Origin of the sequence: Hymenobacter swuensis DY53 (genome assembly GCF_000576555.1) — a bacterium.
GTDB lineage: Bacteria > Bacteroidota > Bacteroidia > Cytophagales > Hymenobacteraceae > Hymenobacter > Hymenobacter swuensis.
The window spans coordinates 1,087,365-1,110,702 of record NZ_CP007145.1 but is presented as its reverse complement, the minus strand read 5'-3'; the positions used below and the strand labels follow the sequence as shown (position 1 = coordinate 1,110,702).

21 protein-coding genes and 1 tRNA gene are annotated in these 23,338 nt (G+C 60.0%); 15 read left to right on the top strand and 7 right to left on the bottom strand.

What is annotated here, in order from left to right:
* Positions 1-190 precede the first annotated feature (190 nt).
* On the bottom strand, positions 191-1,957 hold the full coding sequence (locus HSW_RS22575) for a T9SS type A sorting domain-containing protein (RefSeq protein ID WP_052346176.1): 1,767 nt from the start codon (positions 1,955-1,957) through the stop codon (positions 191-193).
* 215 nt (positions 1,958-2,172) lie between these two features.
* Entirely contained in the window at positions 2,173-3,525 is a 1,353-nt protein-coding gene (locus tag HSW_RS06275) for a D-alanyl-D-alanine carboxypeptidase (protein ID WP_197031952.1), read from the bottom strand.
* 134 nt (positions 3,526-3,659) lie between these two features.
* On the opposite strand from HSW_RS06275, the gene HSW_RS06270 reads away from it, so the two are divergent.
* The 3 genes from HSW_RS06270 (at position 3,660) to HSW_RS06260 (ending at position 7,657) form a co-directional block, all read left to right on the top strand.
* Entirely contained in the window at positions 3,660-4,526 is an 867-nt protein-coding gene (locus tag HSW_RS06270) for a T9SS type A sorting domain-containing protein (protein WP_044001260.1), read from the top strand.
* 146 nt (positions 4,527-4,672) lie between these two features.
* On the top strand, positions 4,673-5,233 hold the full coding sequence (locus HSW_RS06265; RefSeq protein ID WP_044001259.1) for a hypothetical protein: 561 nt from the start codon (positions 4,673-4,675) through the stop codon (positions 5,231-5,233).
* A 99-nt stretch (positions 5,234-5,332) separates the two neighbouring features.
* Entirely contained in the window at positions 5,333-7,657 is a 2,325-nt protein-coding gene (locus tag HSW_RS06260) for a GAF domain-containing protein (protein WP_052346174.1), read from the top strand.
* A 162-nt stretch (positions 7,658-7,819) separates the two neighbouring features.
* On the opposite strand, the gene HSW_RS22570 is transcribed toward HSW_RS06260, so the two are convergent.
* From HSW_RS22570 to HSW_RS22565, 3 genes are all read right to left on the bottom strand, one after another.
* Positions 7,820-8,494 carry a phosphatase PAP2 family protein gene (locus HSW_RS22570; RefSeq protein ID WP_052346173.1) on the bottom strand — a complete coding sequence of 225 codons (675 nt, stop codon included), beginning with the start codon at positions 8,492-8,494 and terminating at the stop codon, positions 7,820-7,822.
* Between the two features lie 145 nt (positions 8,495-8,639).
* Positions 8,640-8,721, bottom strand: a tRNA-Leu gene (locus HSW_RS06250).
* A gap of 130 nt (positions 8,722-8,851) precedes the next feature.
* Complete coding sequence (locus HSW_RS22565) at positions 8,852-9,568, bottom strand: phosphatase PAP2 family protein (RefSeq protein ID WP_052346786.1); 717 nt, start codon at positions 9,566-9,568, stop codon at positions 8,852-8,854.
* A gap of 76 nt (positions 9,569-9,644) precedes the next feature.
* Here HSW_RS22565 and HSW_RS06240 point away from each other — a divergent pair, with 76 nt between their 5' ends.
* Positions 9,645-10,295 (top strand): class I SAM-dependent methyltransferase, encoded by a 651-nt coding sequence (locus HSW_RS06240; protein WP_044001258.1) that lies wholly within the window; start codon positions 9,645-9,647, stop codon positions 10,293-10,295.
* A 152-nt stretch (positions 10,296-10,447) separates the two neighbouring features.
* Positions 10,448-12,280 carry a M61 family metallopeptidase gene (locus HSW_RS06235; protein WP_044001257.1) on the top strand — a complete coding sequence of 611 codons (1,833 nt, stop codon included), beginning with the start codon at positions 10,448-10,450 and terminating at the stop codon, positions 12,278-12,280.
* Between the two features lie 139 nt (positions 12,281-12,419).
* On the opposite strand, the gene HSW_RS06230 is transcribed toward HSW_RS06235, so the two are convergent.
* Entirely contained in the window at positions 12,420-13,586 is a 1,167-nt protein-coding gene (locus HSW_RS06230; RefSeq protein WP_052346172.1) for a glucose-1-phosphate adenylyltransferase family protein, read from the bottom strand.
* 68 nt (positions 13,587-13,654) lie between these two features.
* Positions 13,655-14,308, bottom strand: a complete 654-nt coding sequence (locus tag HSW_RS06225; protein WP_044001256.1) for a hypothetical protein — start codon at positions 14,306-14,308, stop codon at positions 13,655-13,657.
* Between the two features lie 124 nt (positions 14,309-14,432).
* Here HSW_RS06225 and HSW_RS06220 point away from each other — a divergent pair, with 124 nt between their 5' ends.
* From HSW_RS06220 to HSW_RS06175, 10 genes are all read left to right on the top strand, one after another.
* Positions 14,433-15,002, top strand: coding sequence for a hypothetical protein (locus tag HSW_RS06220; RefSeq protein ID WP_155832849.1), 570 nt, complete (start codon positions 14,433-14,435; stop codon positions 15,000-15,002).
* Positions 15,003-15,109: 107 nt separating this feature from the next.
* Positions 15,110-16,126 (top strand): MBL fold metallo-hydrolase, encoded by a 1,017-nt coding sequence (locus HSW_RS06215; protein WP_044001255.1) that lies wholly within the window; start codon positions 15,110-15,112, stop codon positions 16,124-16,126.
* Positions 16,127-16,276: 150 nt separating this feature from the next.
* Positions 16,277-17,758 carry a sodium:solute symporter gene (locus tag HSW_RS06210; RefSeq protein ID WP_044001254.1) on the top strand — a complete coding sequence of 494 codons (1,482 nt, stop codon included), beginning with the start codon at positions 16,277-16,279 and terminating at the stop codon, positions 17,756-17,758.
* Between the two features lie 187 nt (positions 17,759-17,945).
* Positions 17,946-18,428, top strand: a complete 483-nt coding sequence (locus HSW_RS06205) for an energy transducer TonB (RefSeq protein WP_052346170.1) — start codon at positions 17,946-17,948, stop codon at positions 18,426-18,428.
* A gap of 96 nt (positions 18,429-18,524) precedes the next feature.
* On the top strand, positions 18,525-20,348 hold the full coding sequence (locus HSW_RS06200; RefSeq protein WP_044001253.1) for an ABC transporter ATP-binding protein: 1,824 nt from the start codon (positions 18,525-18,527) through the stop codon (positions 20,346-20,348).
* A gap of 121 nt (positions 20,349-20,469) precedes the next feature.
* Complete coding sequence (locus HSW_RS06195) at positions 20,470-21,036, top strand: hypothetical protein (RefSeq protein WP_044001252.1); 567 nt, start codon at positions 20,470-20,472, stop codon at positions 21,034-21,036.
* Between the two features lie 136 nt (positions 21,037-21,172).
* Positions 21,173-21,676, top strand: a complete 504-nt coding sequence (locus HSW_RS06190) for a hypothetical protein (RefSeq protein ID WP_155832848.1) — start codon at positions 21,173-21,175, stop codon at positions 21,674-21,676.
* 227 nt (positions 21,677-21,903) lie between these two features.
* Complete coding sequence (locus HSW_RS24115; protein WP_155832847.1) at positions 21,904-22,182, top strand: YcxB family protein; 279 nt, start codon at positions 21,904-21,906, stop codon at positions 22,180-22,182.
* An 8-nt stretch (positions 22,183-22,190) separates the two neighbouring features.
* Entirely contained in the window at positions 22,191-22,745 is a 555-nt protein-coding gene (locus HSW_RS24110; RefSeq protein ID WP_155832846.1) for a hypothetical protein, read from the top strand.
* Positions 22,745-23,278: a hypothetical protein gene (locus HSW_RS06175; protein WP_044001248.1), complete on the top strand. Its 534-nt coding sequence runs from the start codon at positions 22,745-22,747 to the stop codon at positions 23,276-23,278. Before HSW_RS24110 ends, HSW_RS06175 begins: the two co-directional genes overlap by 1 nt.
* Positions 23,279-23,338: the final 60 nt, after the last annotated feature.

The following is a 23,338-nucleotide window of genomic DNA, read 5'->3' as shown; positions in this document are numbered from 1 at the left end:
CAGAACCTATCGATGGGAGGAATTTATCTGACATCAGAAAAACACGTTAGCAATACCCCGAGGGCCGCCAAAGCTACATATCCAACAACAGCTCCGGACCATTCCGGGCGAATTGTCTCCCTACCCGAAACGCCAACCGGCCGCCCCGAAGTAGTTTCAGGGCGGCCGGTTACGTTGTGATGATTACTACCTAGCGGTGCACTACGCGCTGGGCGGTGCTGCCGGTGGTGGTGGTGAGGCGCAGCACGTACACCCCGGTTTTCAGGGCGGGCAGGCCGGGCAGCGGCTGGGCCACCGATGACAAGGCCTGCTGGCTGCGGTACACCTGCTGGCCGGCCAGGGTGCTGAGGGTAACCGTGACGGGCTGGGTTTCGGAGCCGGCAGGCAAAGCTACCAGCAACTCGCTTTCAAAGGGGTTCGGGAAGGTGGTCAGCACGGCGGTAGCGGCGGCGCGGCGGATTACCACTACCGAGGAGTAGGTAAACGTACCGTCCTGGTCTTCGGCCCGCAGGCGGTAGTAGGCCGTTGGCAGGCTGCTGCTGGCCGCATCCATGTGCTGGTAAGTGTGGGCACTGCTGCTGGTACCGGCGGCAGCCACCGTGGCCACAGATTGGTAGGTGCGGCCATCAGCGGAACGCTCGATTACAAACCGGGCGCTGTTGATTTCCTGAGCGGTAGTCCAGCGCAGCTGGTTGCCGGCGGCCGTGGCCTGGCCAGTGAAGGCCGTGAGCGTCACAGGCAGCGGCCGGGCCACTGATACAATCTGCTCCAGCTGATACACTGTACCGGCCGCGTTGCCTACCAGTAGGTCCAGGTAACCGTCGCCGTCCACGTCCGTCAGCGAAGGAGCTGAGAAGTCGCCCACGTCCACGGCCGTGCCGGCCGCATCCGTAATCAAGGCCAGGGCCGTGAAGGTGGTCAGGCCCGCGCCGGTCTGCTCGGCCCGGTACAGGGTACCGTCCTGGTTGCCCACAATCATATCGATGAGGCCGTCGCCGTCGAGGTCGGTGAATACCGGCTTGGAGTAGTTACCGGCATCGATGTTCACGCCACCTGCCGTCAGGAACGTAGCCGTGGTGCCGAAGGCCCCGTTGGCCGTGGTTTGCTCGTAGCGGCGCAGCAGGCCGTCGGTTGATCCTACAATCAGGTCCAGCAGGCCGTCGTTATCCAGATCCACAATCGAAGGCTTTACCACGTCAGAAGCATCCATGGGCAGGTCGCCGATTTTCACGAACGTGCCGGCATCCACGGCCGACTGCTCGTAGCGGGTGATGAAGCCATCCTGAGCCCCCACCAGCAGATCCAGCAACCCGTCGCCGTCCAGATCAGCCACCACGGGCTTGGCAAACTGGCGGGTGTTGCCGGCGTTATTGTTGTTGATGATGGTGCCATCCGACAGACGCACCTGCCCCGTACTGGTGAAGGTGGTGGAGTTCAGGGCCGACTGCTCGTAGCGCGAAATAGTACCCGTGGCTTCTCCCACCAGCAGGTCCACCAAGCCGTCGTGGTCGAGGTCGGTGGAAGCGGCCGTAGAGTAGGTGCCCACATCAATACCGTTGAAAGAGCTGCTCACCAGCCGGAAATTACCGGTACCGGCGGGCCGCGTAATGGTGAGTGAGCCGAGGCCCAGTGTGGTGCCAGCCGCCGTGGTTACCCGCAGCCGCCCTGAAAGCGCCCCGCGCGGTACCGTTACCTGCACCTGCGTAGCTGAGTTGGAACCCGCCACAATGGGCATCTGCTGGCCATTGAGCAGTACCGACTGCACCCCCGTCAGAAACGTACCCGTGATGGTAACAACCGTGGCGGCACTGACCGGCACTTGCGTCTGGCCCGAAGTACCGCTGGTGGGCGTGAAATTGGCAACTACCGGTGCCTGGGCCCGGGCAGCCAGGGGCAGCAGTAAGCCTCCACCCAGTAATAAAGCAAGCGGCAGCGAAGAGTAGAGCGACGGTTTCATAGGCGGCAAGAGAGGGAGAATGACAAAGCGCGAAACGGGAGAATGACAGCAACTCCGTTTCTTTTTGGCAAAACTATCCCGTCCTGAAACCTCCACCGCCGGATTTCGCTATTCCCCGCTTTTTCGTAGCTGAAAGCTATATATTGGTATCTAAATGGTAGCCTAGCGCGGCCCCGAGTTACCGAATTTGGCAGCTGACAGCCCTTTGCGCGCCGCTAGAGTCTTTCCCGCACCAGCGTCAGGATTCGTTCCATTTCCCGGCGTACTTCGCCGGTAGTGGCCACATGATTGTTATTCAGGAAGCTGAATGCCAGCAGGCGTCCCGATTTGGTACGCAGGTAGCCCACCAGGTTATGGTTGTTGGTGAGGGTGCCGGTTTTGCCCCAGAGCCAGGGCTGCCCCGCTACCGGCCGGTACACGCGGCGTAGCGTGCCCTGACCGCCGCCAGCGGCCAGCAGACCCAGCAGACGCGGCTCGGGCACTTCCTGGTGCAGCTTCAGCAGCAGGGCCACCAGGGTCCGGGGCGTCACTAGGTTCAGGCGCGAAAGGCCGGAGCCATCCACCCACACCGGGGCATCGGGCAGGGTGCGCAGATAGTTGCGCTGCACGGCCCTTATGGCCCGCGCCGTACTCAGCGAATCAGCACTGAGCGAAGAAGCGCACAGGAGCAGCAGCTGCTCAGCCAGAAAATTATCGCTCACCCGAATCATACGGCGGTAGAGCGAATCGACGGGCAGGCCGCGCAACGTGCGCACCGAGTCCTGGGGCCGCAGCCGCAGCGGGGCCAGCAGCACCGGCCGACGCAGCGTGTCCTGCAGCAGCTGGAGCAGCAGGGCCGGGCTGGTCCGGAACGGCGTTTCATCAACCCAGCTGCCGGTGGAAGGCAGCACTGTAAACCTGTTTTCCAGCACTGGCCGGTGCACATGGTCCTCGGCCGGGTTGGGCGTGCCGGCCGGGGCCAGTTCGGTGAGGGGCCGAAAAAACCGGGGCAGCACGCGCGGCATGAGTTGGCCAGCTTTGGCGTAGAAGCGCACCGTGTGGCCGTAAATCGGGAACGGGCCGCGCTCCGGCTGGAAATAGTAATTGTAGTCGTCCCAGCTCCAGCCGGGGCCGAAGGCGGCTACCGTGGGCACCTCGGCGTACATCAACTGCTCGGGCCGGCTCTGCAGAAACGTGAAAGCTCGCCGCGAAGGTACGTCGCCGTGGAGCAGCGTAGGGTCGCCGGTGCCCCAGAACAGGAGCGTATCGGGCCGCAGTACGTAGTGCAGGCTGGGCAGCGAATCAGGCAGCAGCTTGAGGCCGGCGTACAGGCTGAACAGCTTCATGGTGCTGGCAGGCGTGAAGTACCGGTCTTCGTTCAGCCCGAACAGCTGCTGACCGGTGGCCACCTCAGTCAGGCACACACCCACGTTATGCAGCCGCAACACCTTCGATTCGCGCACCAGCTGCTCCAGCCAGGTTAGAGTAGGAGCCGCCGGGCGCGGCGCGGCGGGCACATTGTTCTGGGCAAATACGGCAGCGGGCAACAGCCACAACAGCGCGAAAACACGAAAAAAAGCAACGGGCATAGTGGCCGCAAGATGGCGGATTCGCGGATGAATTGGGCGGATTCGTCGGTTTTTTCGTTCGGCAGTTAAACCAGTGCGCGACATTCACCTCTATGCCAGTAAACCCGGTATTTCCGCCCCCACTTCTTCCTCTTATGAAAGCAACCTGGTTACCCGCCCTCGCCCTGGGCTTCCTACTGGCCCTCACTACGCCAGCCAGCTACGCCCAGCCTTCCGGTCAGCCCGGCCCCGATCAGCCCGCCCGCCGCGAAATCCGGGCGTACGTGCAGCAGAACGTGCTGCCTACTGTGCGGCAGCAGCGTCAGAAGCTGGAGCCCCGGCTCTCCACTTCCGATAAAGCCCAGCTGGCTGTGTACCGCGCCCAGCTCCACGACCTGCGCCAGCGCGGAAAAGACTTACGGCAGGCTGCCCGTTCCACCACTACGGCAACCGCTCGGCCTGCCTTTACCGAAGCGCAGCAACAACAGCTTCGGGAGTTGCACACCGAAACCCGCTCCCTGCTGCTCAGTGTGAGTCAGCTGGCCCAGAAGTACGACACTGAAATAGCTCGTCTTGCGCAGGAGCTGAAGCCGCAGAAGGAACAATGGGCCGCCGATTTGCAGGCCATTACTACCCGCCACGCCAGCCCAGAGCAGGCCGCCCACCGAAGCAAGCACCACCGCCGCGACGCCTTATCCCGCTTCTTTCAGCCAGCGGCCTTTCTGCTCCTCGACCCAGCAGCGCAGACACCCACCCTGCCGGCTCCTACGGGTACCCGGGTGTATCCCAACCCTACCGCTACTGCCACGCAGCTCGACTACGAGGTACAGAAAGCCGGCGCGGTGACAGTAGAACTGCTGGACGGCCGGGGCAACACCCTGCGCACCGTGCATTCGGAAAGCAAGCAGGAAAAAGGCCCGCACAGCTTGCCCGTGGACGTCGCCGACCTGCCCGTGGGCACCTACTTCTTTAAAATAACTACCCGCACCGGGGCCGAAACCAAGCGGTTCGTGAAAGAATAAACGCCGGCCTCTGCCGTTCCAATATCCTGCCTTCTTAGGTCGTTAGTCAGCCAGCCAGCCCGTAGCGGGCTGGCTTTTTTGTACCCAGGCGCACCGGTGCCTGTCAGTTGAGTTATTGCTCCTGAAACCGCTCTATCTTTACGCCTATGTTGCGCTCCTTCCTTACCTGGTTTCTCCTGCTGACTACGGCTATCCTAGTGGCGGCCTGCTGCGGCTCCACAGCCTGCGAATGTGACGATGAGTTTGCTGATGCCGTGGGCCTGCGTTTCAGCACCGATACCCTGGGCACCGGTCCCCGAAAAGGGTTTCTCTCGGCCGAAATTGCGACGGTGTACCTAGTGCGCACACCCCTAGATACTGCCCAGCGCCCCCGGACTGAGACGGTCACTCTCACCCGCTCACGCAGCCAGGCCATTACCCAGCCCATCATCATCAACAACGCCACGCCCTTCACCCGGGCCGGCAACCGCAACCTCGACCAGTACACCTACGAGCTGTACCTAGCCCCTAGCCTGAATGCTACGCCTACTTTCCGTTACCTGATCAACCGGGTAGAGCTACGGACCGATTATGAGGCCGATGGGTGCTGTACCTGCTTCCAGAACAGCAACAAACTGGTGTACGTGAACGGTAATCCGACCCCGCTGAACCAGACGGACCCCACCGGAGAAAACCAGCTGCGGTTCATTGAGGTCACTAAGCCCTAGGTAACGGTTGGCTAACGTCCGGGCGGGCAGTTACGCCGTATAAGAACCATTCCGCCGCCCTGGCCGCTTATGGCCGCGCGGAAAGCGCCTTTGCTTGTTATGCTGAAAGAACCTACGCCGGCCGTTTCCCCCACGTTTCCTTTCCGGACCACGCTGAGCCTGGAGCCGCTTATTGCTTATTGGCGGGCGGGCGAGGATTCGCAGAATGCGGGTATTGCCTTGTTGTCCCGTTCAGTAGGCCAGGAAGTAGCCGCCGCTGAATGGGCCCGGGGCACCATCTCCGACCTGACCATGCTGGAGTGCAACTGCGACCTGGTGGAGACGCTGATGTTGGCCGTGTTTCCCCCGGCGTCCTTCAATACCGACATTGCCGGGGCCATTCCGCCGTTTCAGCGGCATAGCTTTTATCATACGCCGCGCTTCGCCCAGGTGCTGCTGAACGCAGCCAACACTATTAAGCAGCCGCTCAATATTGATATGCGCCAGCTGGAGGTGTACACCACCCGCATGGCCTATCAACTGATTCTAGAGAAGGTGTACGGGGTGCAGCTGCCCCTGCAGGGCAGCATCATTTTTACCGTTCCCGACTACAGCATCGGCCTGTACCGGCATTACAGCGTCGAGTTCAACTCCACGTTCCTGGAAGTGCAGCTCCACGGCGAAAAACCGGAACTGACGGCTGAACAGCTCGATTTTCTGAGCCGCAACCCTCAGCGGAGTGAGCTGTGGCTGGAACTACTGCCCCCCGAGCATTTTGAGCTGGTAGGCTTCAATATTCTGCACCTGGTAGATGTTACGGAACAGGAAATTCTTTCGGAGCTGAAGTACGACTTGCTGGAGCGGGACGTGCTGCAGGCGTCTGACCGGCTGGAGCAGATTCAGGAGAAGCTGCGGGTGCTGTTCGGCAAGCCGTTTCTGCAGCTCGGTATTGCCGCTTACGATGAAAAGAAGCGGGCCTTCGTGGATTTCGGCCGCAAAATCAACCACAGCTTCCTTACCAAGCAGCTGCACAACCCCGATGCCAGCTCCGGCTTCCGCCAGATTTACAGCCAGCTCTGGCAGCACCGCCAGCCGCTGGTGATTGAGGACGTCGAAAAAGCCGACATCCCCGAGGACCTGCGCCAGCAGATTCTGAGCCTGGGCATCCGCTCGGCCATTCTGGCCCTGCTGCCCTACGGCGACGATACGGTGGGCCTGCTGGAGCTGGGCTCCCCCAACGTAGGCGACCTGAACGAGTTCAGCCTGGAAAATGTGAACCAGTTTGTGCCTTTGTTTGCAGTGGCGGTGAAACGCAACGCCGAGGACATTCAGACGCGGGTGCAGGCCATCATCAAGGAGAAGTTCACGGCCATTCACCCCACCATGGAGTGGCGCTTCACGGACGCGGCCCAGAACCTGCTCCAGAAGCTGGAAGACGGCAACCGTCAGGCCGAAATGGAGGATATCGTGTTTCATGATGTGTACCCGCTGCACGGCTCCAGTGACATCCGGGGCAGCAGTGTGGCCCGCAACGAGGCCATTCAGGGCGACCTGATTGAGCACCTCACCCTGGCCGGCAAGGTCCTGAAAAAAGCCTCCGAGTTTCAGCAGCTACCCATTCTAGATGAGCTGAAATTCTACGTAAACAAGAACCTGCGCCGCCTGCGCCAGGGTATCCTCACCGGCGACGAGGTGAGCATTTTCGAGTCCATCCGTACCGAGATGGAACCCTTGTTTGAGTACCTGGGCCAGAACACGCCCGAACTGCAGCCCGTTATCCGGCAGTATTGGTCCAATATCGACCCTGAGCTAGGTATCCTCTACAAGCGCCGCAAGGCTTTCGAGGAAACCACCACTCTGCTCAACGATGCCGTGAGCAGCTACCTTGACGAGGAAGACGCCAAGGCCCAGGCTATGTTTCCACACTACTTCCAGCGCTTCAAAACCGATGGCGTGGAGCACAACATTTACGTGGGCGCGGCTTTGGTGGAGGACAAGCCCTTTGACCTAGTATTCCTGAAAAACCTGCGGCTGTGGCAGCTGCTGGTCATGGTGGAAATCACGCGCCGTACTGCTGCCCTGCGGCCCACGCTGCCCGTGCCGCTCGAAACCACCCAGCTCATCCTCATCCATAGTCAGCCTCTGAGCATCCGGTTTCGCCAGGATGAGCGCCAGTTCGACGTAGACGGAGCCTACAATATTCGCTACGAAATCATCAAGAAGCGCATTGATAAGGCCACCGTGCAGGGCACCGGGGAGCGGCTCACCCAGCCCGGCCTGATTGCCCTGGTGTACAGCCAGCAGCGCGAAGCCGACGAGTACCTGGAGTATATCGACTATCTCCAGGATCGGGGGCTGCTGGAACCCGAAATCGAGGAGCTGGAGCTGGAAGAATTGCAGGGCGTAAAAGGCTTACTGGCCCTGCGCGTGAAGGTAAAATTGTGAGTTTATAAATCTGTAACGGGGTAGCGAACAGCTAAAAAAGCGTCATTCCGAGCTTGCCGAGGAATCTCTCGTGCTGACGTCTGAATACGATTGCAACTTCAGCGCGCGAAATTCCTCGGCAAGCTCAGAATGACGTTCTTCTTTACTTGCTGGCTCCTCCCTTCACTGCATCACCTGCTGTTCCTCCCGCCAGAAGAAGCGCAGAGCAATCCGTAGCAGAATCAGCCACAACAGGCCGCCGGCAAAGCCGGCCGCTACGTCGGTAGCGTAATGCACGTGTAGGTACACCCGCGTAAGACCAATGCCCATAGCAAACGCCAGCAGCAGCACGGCCCACGCCGGGTGTCTCCGGTGTCGCCACAGAATCCAGGCTAGGCAACCGTACAGGGCCAACCCAATCATGGCATGGCCGCTGGGAAAGCTCAGGCCCGGCTGGAAGTATAGAGCCGATGAAGGCCGGACGCGGTGAAAATGGGTTTTGAGCAGTTGGTTCAGCAGCGCGGCCCCGACTACCGCCAGAAAAACTTCCAGTGCCTCGCGTCGGTGTCCCCGCCACCGCATGAGTACCGGAATACCGATACCGGCCGCTACCAGCCACGGCAGCGAGGCAAAAAACGTGAGGCTCCGTACCGGCCCCGTCAGGCCGGGAGCGGCGGTGCGCACCGCATCCAGTTGGCGGAAAGCCCAGGTATCAAATTGCACGGAATGGGCCACGAAGACGACCCGCGTGAGGTAGAAGAACCCCAGTGCCGCTCCCACAAATACCCCGCCTACTACCAGCGCCTCCAGCGTGAGCAGGCTAAACAAGGCCAATAGCCGGGCCGTCAGGTTCTTCATACAGCACGGATTTTCGCTGATTACGTGTGATTACGCAGATAATGGCGGTTAACTCTGTTCACCTCCGGCCTGCTCACAAAAAATCTGCGCAGGCAGCGAAAATGTAGCACACAAAAAAGCCGACCCATTTCTGGGTCGGCTTTTGTGCGCTCGGGGAGACTCGAACTCCCACACCTTGCGGAACTGCCGCCTGAAGACAGCGCGTCTACCAATTTCGCCACAAGCGCAGCACTTTTATCTTCTGACCTCCGAGTGAGTGTCATTTGATGCTGCAAAGATAGGGGCATTTTCCGACGCGTGTCAAGCTTTACGCTAAAAAAAGTCAGATTATTTTCTTTAAAATATTTCGATTCTGCGCTATATAGGCTGTTTTTCAGTCGTTTGCAGCGTGTTTCTGAATCGTTTTTTTATTTCAATTTCCAGCCGTTTCAGCAGTGGTATGGCTACTACCAGCCACGCGGCTCCGGCCGTGAAGCCAGCCAGCACATCGGTAGCGTAATGCACCCGCAGGTATACTCGCGTCAGGCCAATGAGCAGGATAACACCGACTAACAGTGCCACCAGCGCATAGCGCCAGCCCGGCCGGCGGACGTGCGTCCAGACCAGGTAAATGAGCAGGCCGTAGAACGAGGCCGAAATCATGGCGTGGCCGCTGGGAAAGCTCAGGCCTGAGGCCGATACCAGCGGCAGCAGCGGCCGGGGGCGGTTGTAAAACTGCTTTAGCACTAGGTTCAGCGTGATGCTGCCCAAGGCCACCACCGGCACCAGCAGCGAGTACCACCGGTGCCGCCGCAGGAGCAGAAACCAGTTGACCAGCAACCCGGCCGCACCGGTTATAAAGTTGCGCGAAGCCAGAAAGGTAATGCCCTCTACCCATTGCTGCCGGTCCGGTCCCAGCAGCCGACGCGTCCAGCGGAAAGCTTCCGCATCGAAGGTGGCGGCATCCTGGTCGAATACTTCCCGGCCCAGCGCCAGAAACAGCACTACCCCCAGGGTGCCAAGTGCCAAGGTAATGGCAAACTCGGTCAGGAACAAGGTAAAACCGGCCAGCAACCGCCGCAGTTGGTCATTCATGGTGCCTTGATACGTAGGAATGGGTTCCTTGGTGTTTGGTTGCCGCAGTGCATCTTGCCGCCAATCCATTTCCGCTATGCCCACCCTCCCCGATTCCGGTTTTGATTTCGTAGCCGCTTTTTATGATCCACTGGCCCGACTGGTGTACGGCACCTCCCTGCGCCGGGCCCAGCAGGAGGCTCTGGAGGCCGGGTTACCGGCGGGTATTTCCCGAATGCTCATCATCGGGGGCGGCACGGGGTGGGTGCTGGGTGAGGTACTGCGACGACGGCCCACAGCTCGCCTTGTATATCTGGAAGCTGCGCCCCGGATGCTGCACCGCAGCCGCGCATGGCTGCACCAGCACATGCCCCAGCACATGGCGCAGGTAGAGTTCCGGCAGGGCACGGAAGCGGCCCTACAGCCGCAGGAACAGTTTGACGCAGTGCTGACATTCTTTTTTTTGGATCTGTTTGAGCCGGTGCGCCTGCGGGCTTTGGTGGCGCGGCTTCGGGCGGTGTTGGCAACGGGCGGCGTATGGCTGCTGGCCGATTTTGGGTTGCCCCAGGCTTGGTGGCAAAGCATGCTGCTGGGGCTGATGTACCATTTTTTTGGCCTGACCACCGGTATCAGTGCCCGCCAACGGCCACCTATCGAGGCCGAATTGTACCGCGTGGGCCTGCAGCCGGAAGCTGCCGGGCAGTTTTTTGGGAGGATGGTAGAATCCAGCGTCTGGCGTGAGGTGTGAATTACTAGTTGTGAGTTGCGGGTTACCGGCAGAACGTCATTCCGAGCCTGCGAAGAATGATGTTCTGCCGGTAACCCGCAATTGATGAACTCGCAACGGAAAGCCGTAGGTTCGCGTCTGTATCCATCTTCTACCTGTTTCCTGACTGAATTATGCGGAAAACCGCCGCCCTGCTGTTGGTAAGCCTGCCGCTGGCCCTGAGCCGTCCCGTGCAGGCCCAGGCTCCCGTGCATTATGATCTGGCCTTCCCGAATGCTGTTCACCACGAAGCCCGCGTGACGGTTACGTTCCGGGAGCTGCCGGCCGGCCCGCTGCAGGTACGTATGGCCCGCTCCTCACCGGGCCGCTACGCCCTCCATGAGTTTGCCAAAAACGTGTACGACGTGCAGGCCACCGACTCCAAAGGCCAAGCCTTATCGGTGGTGAAGCCGGACCCCTACGGCTGGAATGTGACCGGTCACGACGGCACGGTAGTATTCACCTACACCCTGTTCGGCGACCGGACCGACGGCACATATGTCGGCATTGATGCCCGCCACGCCCACCTGAACATGCCCGCCACGCTGGCGTACGCGCAGGGCTTGGAGCAGCGGCCCGCCGCCGTGAAGTTTCAGCTACCCGAGGGCTGGACGGTGGCCTCCCAGCTCAAGCTCGAAGCCGGCGGCACCTGGACCGCACCTCACCTGCAGTACCTGATGGACTCGCCCACATCACTGGGGCCGCAACAGGTGCGCAGCTGGCAGGAAGCCGGCCGCACCATTGAAATGCAGGTGTTGCACGATGGTACGCCCGCCGAGCTGGACGCCTACGTGGCTAACACGAAAAAAGTGGTCAAGGAAGCCGCCGCCATCTTCGGGGGGTTGCCGCCGTACGATTTCGGCCGCTATACCTTCATAGCCAACTACCTGCCCCAGACCAGCGGCGACGGCATGGAACACCGCAATTCCACCAGCCTCACCAGCAGCCGCCCCTTGCGCGGCCCCGGAGCCATTAATAACCTAGGCACGGTAGCGCACGAATTTTTCCATGGCTGGAACGTGGAGCGCCTGCGGCCCCAGGACCTGGAACCGTTCGATTTTCAGCGGGCTAACATGAGCAGCAACCTGTGGTTTGCCGAAGGCTTCACGCAGTACTACGGCGAGCTACTGTTGCGGCGGGCCGGCGTACACACCGATGCGGAATACGCCAAGGAAGCCCTCAGCGGTATGGTAGACGCTATGCTGAACATGCCAGGCCCTAAGCGGTACTCACCGGTGTACATGAGCCAGCAGGCGCCCTTCGTGGATGCCGCCGCCGCCATCGACCCCAACAACCGTTCGAATACCTACCTGAGCTACTATTACATCGGGGCGGCCAATGCGTTGGCCCTGGATCTGGAGCTGCGCAGCCGCTTCAAAACCGACCTCGATACCTACATGCGCACCCTGTGGCAGGAGCACGGCACGCAGCAGAACTACGCCCCCGCCAAACCCTATACTCTCCGCGACCTGCAGCGGGTGCTAGGCACCGTAACGAAGGATACGGCCTTCGCCGGGCAGTTTTTCCGCCAACATATTACGGGCCACGAGCTGCCGAAATACACTGAGTTGCTGGCTCCGGCAGGTATGCTGGTGCGCCCGGCCCGCGCCGGGCAGGCCACCTTGGCGGCCCGCCTGCAATTCAACCCCGACAGTACTGCTATGCTGGGCACCACGCTGCTGGGCAGTCCCCTTTATGAGGCTGGCCTTGACCGGGAAGATGTACTGCTGAAGCTGGACGGCCGCAAACCCACCAGCTCCAAAGAGGTGCAGGCACTACTGGCTGCCCACAAACCCGGCGACGTGCTGCCCGTGGAATACCGCACCCGGGGCCTTGTGCGCACCGCTTCGGTAACGCTGCAGGAAGACAATACGCTGGAAGTAGTGACCTACGAGGACGCCAAACGCCCCGTCACGAGGGCTCAGAAGAAATTCCGAGAAGCGTGGCTGAACGGCAAGACCAAGTAGCAAACTCATCACAGACTATGCACCGGTCCGGCAGCTTCCAGCGGCCGGACCGGTTGTCGTTTGGGGCCTACTGCGCGAAGTCGGAACAACGCCAATTGCCGGACCTGTACACAACCTGATAGACTTTCAAACGGCTAGATCACGCGGTTTCCTCATCGGCAGGGTCGCCCAGGACTTTCACCTTTTCGCCCCACCACCGGCGGCCGTCCGTCAGGTCATAGCCAGCATCAACTACCACGCGGCGCAGATGTACGTTCGCGCCAACATGGGTATTGCCTAACAGCACGCATTCTTCCAACACGGCCCCGGCTGCCACCGTCACGCCCGGCCCCAGCACGCTGCGGCGCACGGTGCCCGCCACCCGGCAGCCAGGAGCCAGCAGGCTGTCCGCTACCTCACTACCGGCATCCAGCCGGGCCGGCGGACGCGGTAAAGCCAAGGTATAAAGGGGCCAGTCGGGGGCGTCCAGCGGCACGCCATGGCCGTCGAGCACATCCATGTGGGCCTGCCAGTACGCCTGCGGGATACCCACGTCGCGCCAGTAGCTTTGCAAGGGGTAGGCGTAGGCGTGGCCGTTCTGCACTAGGGCAGGCAGCAGGTAGTCGCCGAAATCCTTGAGGTTGACATGCCGGGCGGCCAGCTCCGTGAGCGTGCTATCGAGCGTGGCCATATCGTAGAGAAAGACCTCGGTGGTAATCGTGTCCGACAGCGGCCGGGTGGGTTTGTAGGCGAAGCGCTGCACCCGGCCGGCCCGGGTCAGGCGCACGTTGCCGAAGCGGGAGGCCGTATCGTGGGGCGGTACGGGCGTGGTGACCATCGTCAGGTGGGCGCGGCGGTGCAGGTGCTCGGCCAGCACCGCCCCAAAATCGAGGGTATAGAGGTGGTCGGCCGACAGCACCAGCAGCACATCGGGGGCAAATTCCCGGATCAGGGGCAGCTGGCGGTAGAGCGCATCGGCGTTGCCGCCCGCAAAGCCGCCGCCCTCGGGGCCCGTGACGGGTGGCAGCACCCGCAGCCCGCCGTAAGTGCGGTCCAGGTCCCAAGGCCGGCCGCCGCCGAGGTGGTCGTTGAGCGTGTGCAGCTCGTAGGATTCCAGCACCCACACGTCGGTCAGGCCCGAGTTGACGCAGTTGGAAAGGGCGAAATCGATGAGCCGATACGTACCGGCGAAGGGCAGCACCGGCTTGGCCCGCCGCCGGGTAAGGGCACCCATGCGGGAGCCAGCCCCGCCAGCCAGTATCAGCACCAGCACTTTCTGGCCGTGCAGGCGCGTGCCACGGGCCTGGTTGAGAACGGGAGTTTGCATACGCGGGAGGTCAGGTAGAGGCTTGTACTTACGCAGCCCCCGCCCCAACCGCCGAAACTACCTCCACGCTATTCGCCTCCCAGCAGCCGCCAGGCCACGGACCCCACAAAGCAGACCACCCCCAACATCAGAATCCGCAGGCCGTGTGCCTGATCGGCGCGGCTGAAGGCCCGCACGATGCGGCAGTCGGGCAGCTGCCGGGTATGCCGGTACAGGTGCCAGCCGATAAACATGGCCACCAGGCCGCCCAGCAGCGCCACCGCGTAGCCAAACAGCACCCAGGCCTTTTGCGACGGCTCGGGCTGGGCCAGATCATGGAGGCGCTGCAGCCGCAGCCGCTCTATCAGCGCCGGGCTGACCTCCTGACCGCGCTGGTGCAGAATGCGGCGGGCCAGGGCTACATCGAAGCTGTTCCACTCATCGGGCTTGAGCAGGACGTCCAGCAGCTCCTCCTCCGTGAAGCGGAACAGGTAGTGGTCGGCCGGCGCGGTGGCCGTCAATTCCTCATCGATGGCCCGTTCCAGCGCCCGGACGGCCTCCATATCCGTTGGCCGCACCTGCACCACGAAGTAGGAGTTGGTAGGATTGAACGCAAACGACGGGTCGATGCGCGGCTGGTCCAGAATGGTTTCGTAAGGAATAGCGTGCTGGTGTAGCAGTTGCAGCAGCGGCTGGGCTACTTCTACGTTCGGAAAACGCTGATAGGACTGGAACTCGCTCATGAGTATAGCAGGGATAGGACGAAGTAAAGTTGCGTTTTTTCTCTTGGCATGCACCACTTCGGGCCGGCTGCCGTTTCGTACCTTAGCTACCGGTATTTACCCGCTGCCGGGCCGCCCTCTGCTTATGATCCGACCTTTTTTGCTTCTGACTGGCCTGTTGCTGACTTTCGCCGCCCAGGCTCAGACCACCGAGCCCACCCGGCCGCGCCTGGGACTGCAGCCGCGCTACCATCTGGAGGCCGGGGCCACGTTTGCCGGCCGCTACGGCTCGGCTACCTACCTGAGCCCCACGGTTTCGCTCCCGCTCACCAAGCGGCTGTCCGTATTCGGGGGCGTTACCTACCTGCGCGCCACGCCGGGACGGGCCTACGCGCCGTTCGGCGAGGCGGGTCGGGCTTTCCCAATTGCCACGAACCATTACCTGCTGCAGGGCGGCGGGCAGTATGCCGTGTCGCCACGCCTCATCCTCACTGGCTCGGCCTGGAAGGATCTGACGCCCGCCAACAGCTTCACCGTGAATCCGTACGCCGGCTTCGGGGGCAACTTGGGTACGGGCGTGAACCTGCGGGCCGATTACCACATCACCGAGAACTTCTCCGTATCGGGCGGGGTACGGGTGAGCAACGGGGCTACGGCGTATCCGGGAGGAGGCTATTCGCCCCTGTTCGGGCCGGGCACGCCGCTGGGGTACTAGCGTTGCCGGTTGAACGAGTACGAGTACGGGCAATCTGAACCAGCTTCGGATTGCCCGTTTGTTTTGCCGTTTCTTTGGGCTGATTTTCTGCTGCATTCCTTGCTTTTATGGCCTCTGCTCCCCGATTCGTTTCCAATCCGCGCCTGCCTGTTATCAAGCCCAACTACCCCGGCAACAAGATGATCGGGCGCGAATACTGCAACGGCGAGGAACTGTACGAGCCCGGTTTTAGCACCGTCATCAAGTGGCAGCTCAGCACCAACCCACAGAAAGAGGAGAAGAAAGCCGATACCTGGGTGCCAACGGTAGTTGACTGCACGGCCTTTCTGCAGGGCTCTGAAGACGGGCTGGTGTGGCTGGGCCACGCCTCGTTTGTGCTGCGGGTAAGCGGCAAGACGTTGGTGTTCGACCCGGTCCTGTTTTCCTCTCTGGGACTGCGCCGCCGCCACGGGCTGCCCTGCTTGGTGGAACAGCTCACCGACCTCGATTACCTGCTGCTCAGCCACGGCCACCGTGACCATTTGGATGAGAAATCAGTTAAACTGCTAGCCCGTCAGAATCCGCAGTTGCGCACGTTCGGGCCGTTGGGCATGGCAGGACTGCTGCGCGGCATGGCACCGGGGTTGCTGGTGCAGGAAGCCGGCTGGTGGCAGCAGTTTGACTTGGGGCCGGATGCGCCGTTTGAGCTGTTTTACCTGCCCGCCTCGCACTGGCACCGCCGCGGCCTTGCCGATTTGAACACCGTACTCTGGGGCTCCTTTCTGCTGCGCCTGCCCGATGGCCGCACCTTGTACTTCGCCGGCGACACGTCCCAGGCGGGGCACTTCGAGGAGATTGAGCGGCAGTTCGGCCCCCTGGATATCGTGCTGATGCCGATTGGGGCCTATAAACCAGCCTACATGATGCAGATGAGCCACGTAAACCCGCATGAGGCGGCCAAAGCGGTGAACCAGCTGCGCGCCGGCCACATCGTGCCCATGCACTACGGCACCTTCGACCTGAGCGACGAGCCGGCCTCCGAGCCTTTGCAGCAGCTCCGGCACGTAGCTCAGGGTGGCATGCTGCGCGGCGAGCTGCACGCGCCCGCCGTAGGGGAAGTGCTCCGCTGGCAGGAGTGGGAGTAAGCCGGGTTGCCGGGTGCCGGGCAAATTGCATAGCGTGTAGTTAGCCGCTTGTTGGTAGCTTTGATACCTTATTTCATCTGCGGCCGACGGCTTGTTGCTTTTTTCCCTCGAACTGGCAACTCGTAACCGGCAACCGGTAACTGCTTCTCCATGTCCCCCACCCTCGTTCTGAGCCTGATTGCGGGCTATTTCGTCGTCCTTATCATCATCGCCTACCTCACCTCCCGTAAGGTGACCAGTGAGTCGTTCTTCATTGCCAACCGCAACGCGCCCTGGTATATGGTGGCCTTTGCCATGATTGGCACTTCGCTGTCGGGCGTCACGTTCATTTCCATTCCCGGCATGGTGGCTTCGCAAAGCTGGAGCTACATGGCCGTGGTGCTGGGCTATATTGTGGGCTACCTAGTGATTGGTACCGTGCTGATGCCCTTGTACTACCGCATGCGGCTGGTAAGCATTTATACCTACCTGGAGCAGCGGTTCGGGTTCTGGAGCTACAAAACTGGAGCACTGTTTTTCCTGATTTCCCGGGCGGTGGGGGCCGCTTTCCGGCTGTTTCTGGTGGCGGGCGTGCTGCAGTTTGCCGTGTTTGATGGGCTGGGCGTGCCGTTTGCCGTTACCGTTACGGTCAGCATCTTCCTGATTTACCTCTATACATTTCGGGGGGGCCTGAAAACCATCCTCTGGACCGATACTTTCCAGACCCTGGCCATGCTCGTGTGCGTGGGGGTGAGCATTTACCTGATGGCCGACGAGCTGAACCTGGGTTTTGCCGGACTAGTGAAAACGGTGAAGGAAAGCACTATGTCGCAGATTTACTTCTCCGACCCCAAGGACGATAAGTTCTTCTGGAAGCAGTTTGCCTCGGGCGCGTTCATCACCATCGTCATGACCGGCCTTGACCAGGACATGATGCAGAAAAACCTGAGTTGCCGCAGCCTGCCCGACGCCCAGAAAAACATGTTCTGGTTTACGCTAGCCATTGTGGTGGTGAACGTATTCTTCCTCTCGCTGGGCGTGCTGCTCTACCAGTTTGCCGCCGCCAAGGGGATTGCGCTGCCCATGAACCCGGCCACCGGCAAGGTCATCGGCGACAATGTGTTTCCTCTGCTGGCCACCAACCACTTCAGCCTGTTTGCCGGCATCGTGTTCATTCTGGGCATCATTGCTGTTACCTACGCTTCCGCCGACTCAGCCCTCACGGCCCTGACGACCTCCTTCTGCGTGGACATGCTCGACATCAAGCAGTATGACGAGGCCAAACAGAAGCAGCTGCGCCAAGCCACGCATTTCGGCTTCAGCATCGTGCTCATCATCATCATCCTGATTTTCCGGGCCATCAACGACCAGAGCGTAATCACCTCTGTGTTTAAGGCGGCAGGCTACACCTATGGGCCGCTGCTGGGCCTGTTCTCGTTCGGCATCTTCACCAGCCGGGGCCTGCACGATAAGCTGGTACTGCCCGTGTGCGTGGTAGCTCCGCTGCTGACGTGGTTTATCAACGCCAACTCCAAAGCCTGGTGGGGCTACGAGTTCGGCTTCGAGATTCTGATGCTCAATGGGCTGATTACCTTCCTGGGTTTGCTGGCAATTTCGCGCGCCCGTAACCTCGAATTGAACCCGGTTGCCTAGGGGTTGTTTAGGGAGGCGTACCTTTGCGTCAGAGGTAGCTTATCTGAACGTCATGCTGAGCGCAGCCGAAGCATCTCCCCTGCTTCGTTGCAATGAGCATAGATTATCCTCGGTAGAGATGCTTCGGCAAGCTCAGCATGACGGACGTTCATTTCAACCCGCCACTCCTCCCAACCCTGCCAGCCCTATGAAACATGCGTTCTTCATCTTCATGCTCGTAGCTTTGGCCGCTCCGGCGGCGCAGGCCCAGCAAACGGCTCCGGCCCCCAAGCAACCAATCGAGCTGCAGCCTGGCCGGATGCAGGCCCAAGCCAAACCCGCCGCTAACCGCCCCGATGCGCCCCCCCAGTTTCCGGGCGGAGCGCAGGGCCTGGGTACGTTTTTTCAACAGAACCTAAAGTATCCGGAAGCGGCCAGCGTCAAGCAAATCAGCGGCAACGTGGTAATGACCTTCACGGTAGAAGCCGACGGCCACCTCACCAACCCCTCAGTAGTGCAGCCCCTCAGCCCCGAGTGCGATACGGAGGCGCTGCGGGTGCTGGGCCTGATGCCGGCCTGGAAACCGGCCACCCGCAAGGGGCGGCCCATTGCCACCCAGGTGCGCCTGCCCATCCCCTTCGGCAACTCCGAAGGTCTGAAGGTAGAACAGGGCAAGAATAAATTTGAATAGTGTCTCTGGTAGTCAGTAATGGGTAGTAAGTAGTGAGTAACCGGTAATCCTGCCATAACTACTCATTACCCATTACTGACTACTTACTTTAGCAAAATGGCAGCCAGAAGCGGAATGAATACCAGTGGCCAGGCGGGGGCCGACGCCCCCAAGGTCAAGCTTACCAAAGAGAGTTTTCAACAAGGTCTGCGGATTTTCCGCTTCACGCTGCCATACCGCGCTAAGTTTATTGTGGGCATGGTGCTTCTGACGCTGTCCAGCGCCACAGTTATGGCTTTCCCCTGGATTATCGGCAAGCTCACGGACACGGCCAACGGCCAGCCGGTACGCCTCAACGGCACCACGCTCACCATCAATCAGATTGCGCTGGGACTGTTTCTGGTAATTTTGCTGCAGGGTATCTTCTCGTTCGGGCGGATCTGGTTTTTTACCCAGGTAAGTGAGTTTACCGTGCGCGACATCCGGCAGGCGCTCTACCGTAAATTCGTGACGCTGCCCATTCCGTACTTTGAGAAAAACCGCGTAGGCGCCATCACCTCCCGCATCACCTCCGATGTGGGCATTATCCAGGACTCGTTTTCGCTCACGCTGGCCGAACTGTTCCGGCAGGTGATGACGCTGGTGGTGGGCATTATCTTCATCATGGTGGTGTCGGTGAAGCTGTCGTTGTTTATGCTGCTCACTTTTCCGCCCATTGTGGTGCTGGCCATGGTGTTCGGCAAGAAAATCCGGGTGCTGGCCAAAACGACCCAGGACGAGTTGGCCAAAACCAACGTCATTGTGGAGGAAACCCTGCAGGGCATCAACACCGTGAAGGCCTTCACCAATGAGCAGTTCGAAACGAGCCGCTACACCTCCTCGCTCACCAAAACCGTGCAGGCGGCCCTGAAAAGCAACCTCTACCGGGGCGGTTTCGTGTCGTTCGTGATTATCGGGCTGTTTGGGGGCATTATTTTGGTGCTGTGGCGGGCGGCCTCGCTGGTACAATCGGGCCAGATGTCCATCGGCGACCTGACGCAGTTTGCGCTCTACACCATCTTCATTGGAGCCTCCGTGGCGGGGCTGGGCGAGCTGTACGGCAAGGTGCAAAGCACGCTGGGCGCTTCGGAGCGCATCCTGGAAATTTTGGATGAACCCACCGAACCCACGCACCAGCCAAGCGCGCTTCCCATCCGCCTGCGGGGCGATATTGCCTACGAGCATGTCGCCTTCCAGTACCCTACCCGCCCCGATCTGACGGTGCTCCAGGACATCAGCTTCTCCATCCGGGCCGGCGAGAAGATTGCGCTGGTAGGCCCTTCAGGCGCGGGCAAAAGCACCATTGTGCAGCTGCTGATGCAGTTCTATGTGCTCAGCAGCGGTCAGATTACCATCGACGGCCGCCCCATCGGGCAGTACGACCTTACGGAGCTGCGCCGCCACATCGGCATCGTACCCCAGGAAACCATCCTGTTCGGTGGCTCTATCCGCGAAAACATTGCCTACGGCAAAACTGACGCTACCGATGAGGAAATTGTGCAGGCCGCCCGCAAAGCCAACGCCTGGCAGTTCATCAGCTCCTTTCCCGAGGGGCTGGATACGCTGGTGGGCGAGCGGGGCATCAAGCTCTCGGGTGGGCAGCGCCAACGCGTGGCCATTGCCCGCGCCATCCTGAAAAACCCCGCCATCCTGCTACTCGACGAAGCCACCTCCGCCCTCGACTCGGAAAGCGAGAAGCTGGTGCAGCAGGCCATGGATGAGCTCATGCAGAACCGCACCAGCATCATCATTGCCCACCGCCTGAGCACCATCCGCAAGGTGGACAAGATTCTGGTAATTGACGGCGGCCGCATTGCCGAGCAAGGCTCCCACGATGACCTCAGCCACAACGAAAACGGCCTCTACGCCAACCTGCTCAAGCTACAGTTTGAGCTGACCTAAAACACGGATTTAGCCAGATTCATCGGATGGCACGGATTGAATGAAACGGGCAACGCTGTAGCGTTGCCCGTTTTTTGTTTGACGTTTTCTATCTTATCTGCACATCCTGTTTTTTCCTTCTATGCCTGCCTTAGCGCATCCTCGTCGCCTCAGCCTCCAGCCTTTATATGGTATGCCGGCACTGGCCAGCGTGGCTTTGCTTCTCACAGCCATGCTGTTGATAATTGCGCCGCCGCATTTTTCCAACCGACCGCATATTCAGCTGCCGTCCAAGCAATACCGATACTTGGGCTGCCAACTAATGGAGAGTCCGGTTACAACTATTTATCTGACTGAGCAGGGGCGTTTTTATATGGAAGAAGGGGATTCGCTAACTCACATGCAACTAATGCGGCATCTGACAGCGGGTTACGCCTTACCCACAGTACTCGGGCAGAATGCTATCAATCTGAACCATTTCCGGCAGCCCGGCCTAGATCTGAAATTCCTGCCGCGCTGGCTACAGGCACATAAGCAGGTAATTATGCATAATCCGTATTACTATCCAGAATATAATCCGGTTTACCACACCAACTTCATCTTGGAAGCCGACCAATGTACCCCGGCTTTCCGCATCAGGAAGTTAATGAACCAGTTGCAGGAGCATGACAGCCGTCATGTCTTTTTGGCCTACACATACCAGCGGTAGGATGTGGCTGCCGGCCGGCTGGCTGATGCAGTTATGCCTTTTCTACAGCGGCTCCAGACTTAAGGTATTAACCTGTTCTGGCTACGGAATCCGAATAGGGTGTCAAACTCCTGTGGTGGCTTTTATCTTTGAGCTGATGCAGTCCACTATTACTATCCCCGACGTTCAGATTTCATTCCCGGAGTTTCGCCGAATTCAGCAGCACATTCTGCTGCGACAAAGATGGTGGCTCTACGCTTTGGTGCTAGGCTATCTGCTTTATACCACTTGGTTTGCCGATACGGCCTCTTCATCTGTGCTTTTCAAAGCAGGCATCAGTACTTTTCTTATTATGCTGATGGTTGGCGTGCTGATGTTTGCTAACCGGGTCTTATTGAAGCATAGTTTCAGCAAAATACCCTTGTACCAGCAGCCAGCCACCTACACGTTGTCGGAAAGCGGCATTGCGCTTCGTACACCGCTCCTACAAAGTAGCAGCGCCTGGCACACCGTGCATAGCGCCCGCAAGGTGGGGGATTGGTATTTTCTCGCAAATAAAAACCAACAAGGTTATCTGCTGGATAGCCGCCGCATCCAGGCTCCAGCCACCGAGGCCGATTTACGTGCTTTACTGCAGCATTATGGTATAGCCATTCTATAAGCTCCTGTTCTCCGGTAATGCCTATTATTTTTACTGAAGTACGGCTGTCCTTTTGGCAATATCTGCTTCTGTCGCTCCGCTTCACGCTCCAAACGCGTCCCCTATTCCTTGTTCCTCTCCTCGCAACAGCGGGTATTTGGGCGGTTTTCATCCTACAGCTGATGGATGACCAACCGCTAGGCGGTCAGTGGAAAAATGACCCGACAGGAAGTATTTTCTCACTGGTCATGATGGGCTTACCCTTCCTTATAGTGTGGTCTATCTGGCAGCAATACCAACGAAGTGCGTTTCTGCAGGAAGCCGTTACCTATACGTTGGACGATAACGGGGTACAGGTAACGGCCCCTTCGTTTCACACCACTCTGGATTGGGAGGCGATAGTGCAACTGCGCCATTATGGCAACTGGCTGTTGCTGCAAACCTCTGCTCAAACCGCTTTTTTCCTGGATATGCGTCGGGTGCAGCCCCCAGCTACCCCAGCTGATGTGCTAGGCTTCTTCCGGTAATCACACGTATGCCTTCTATTCAACTCCCCGCCACCCCGCCTACTTTCCCGGAGTACCAGTTGATTCATCAGACGCAAGAGCGGCAGCGGTACCCGGAGTTGGCCGCTAAGCAGAAACCAGCTACTTCCGACCCGTGGAGACGTAAGGTGCAGTTGTGGTTGGGTTTACTAGCTGGGGCCGTGGGCTATTGTATTTGGTTCGAGCCAACAGGTGGGGTTGGATATCTGGTGATATTCAGCCTGTTTACCGGCCTGGGCCTGCTATACCAGTGGTGGGAGTACCGACGGGCCTTTCGGGAATACCAGCAACGGCCGCAGCCGCTGGGCTTTCGGGTTTCCGAAACCGGCCTAGCTGTGCAATGGCCCCAGGGCTGGCAGCGGCTGCACTGGCACTCCCTCACCCGGGTGCAGCAGGTCGGCGACTGGCTGCTGCTCTACCCCGGCCCCGATTTCGCCTACTACCTGGATTTGCGGCAGGTACCGGAACCTTATACGGCCGTAGATGTGCTGGTTCTCATTGGCAAACACAAAGAAAGCGGCCCAGCGGCTACCTTCGCCTCTTGATGAAATTAACCCCGATTACGCTGGCCGGCGTGCAGCTTTCCGCCGAGGAGTTTGTGGCCGTGAACTTCCGACTGTGGCGGGCTCGGCCACGCACCCGCCTCAACCATTGGATTCTGGGCGCGGCCATGGCACTATTAGGCGTGAGTGTGGGGCTGGATGCGTACCAGCACGGCCGGCTTACCCAGCCTTCCACCCTGGTTTTTCTGGCCGTGGCAGTGCTATATGCGCTGTTCCGAGCCGGGCTGGTGCGCTACCAGCTGCGCCAGGGCTACGCCAAAAACACAACGCTGCAACAGCCCGTGGAATTTACGCTGACTGATACCGAAATCATCGGACGCAGTTTGCTGGGGCAATTTTCCGGCAAGTGGAGCCTGATCCGACGAGCAGTATGGGTGCAGCCGCACTGGCTACTACTCTACCCTACCGAGGCCGCCTGCTACTACCTGGATATGCGCCGCCTGCAACCACCCGCCACGCCCGCCGAGGTAGCCGCGCTGCTCACCCGCCACCACATTGCCCAGCAAACTTTGTAGCCGCAACCCGGCCGGGGCCCGGTGCGTCTGTGGGCCGGTTACCCCCACCAACTACCCGGG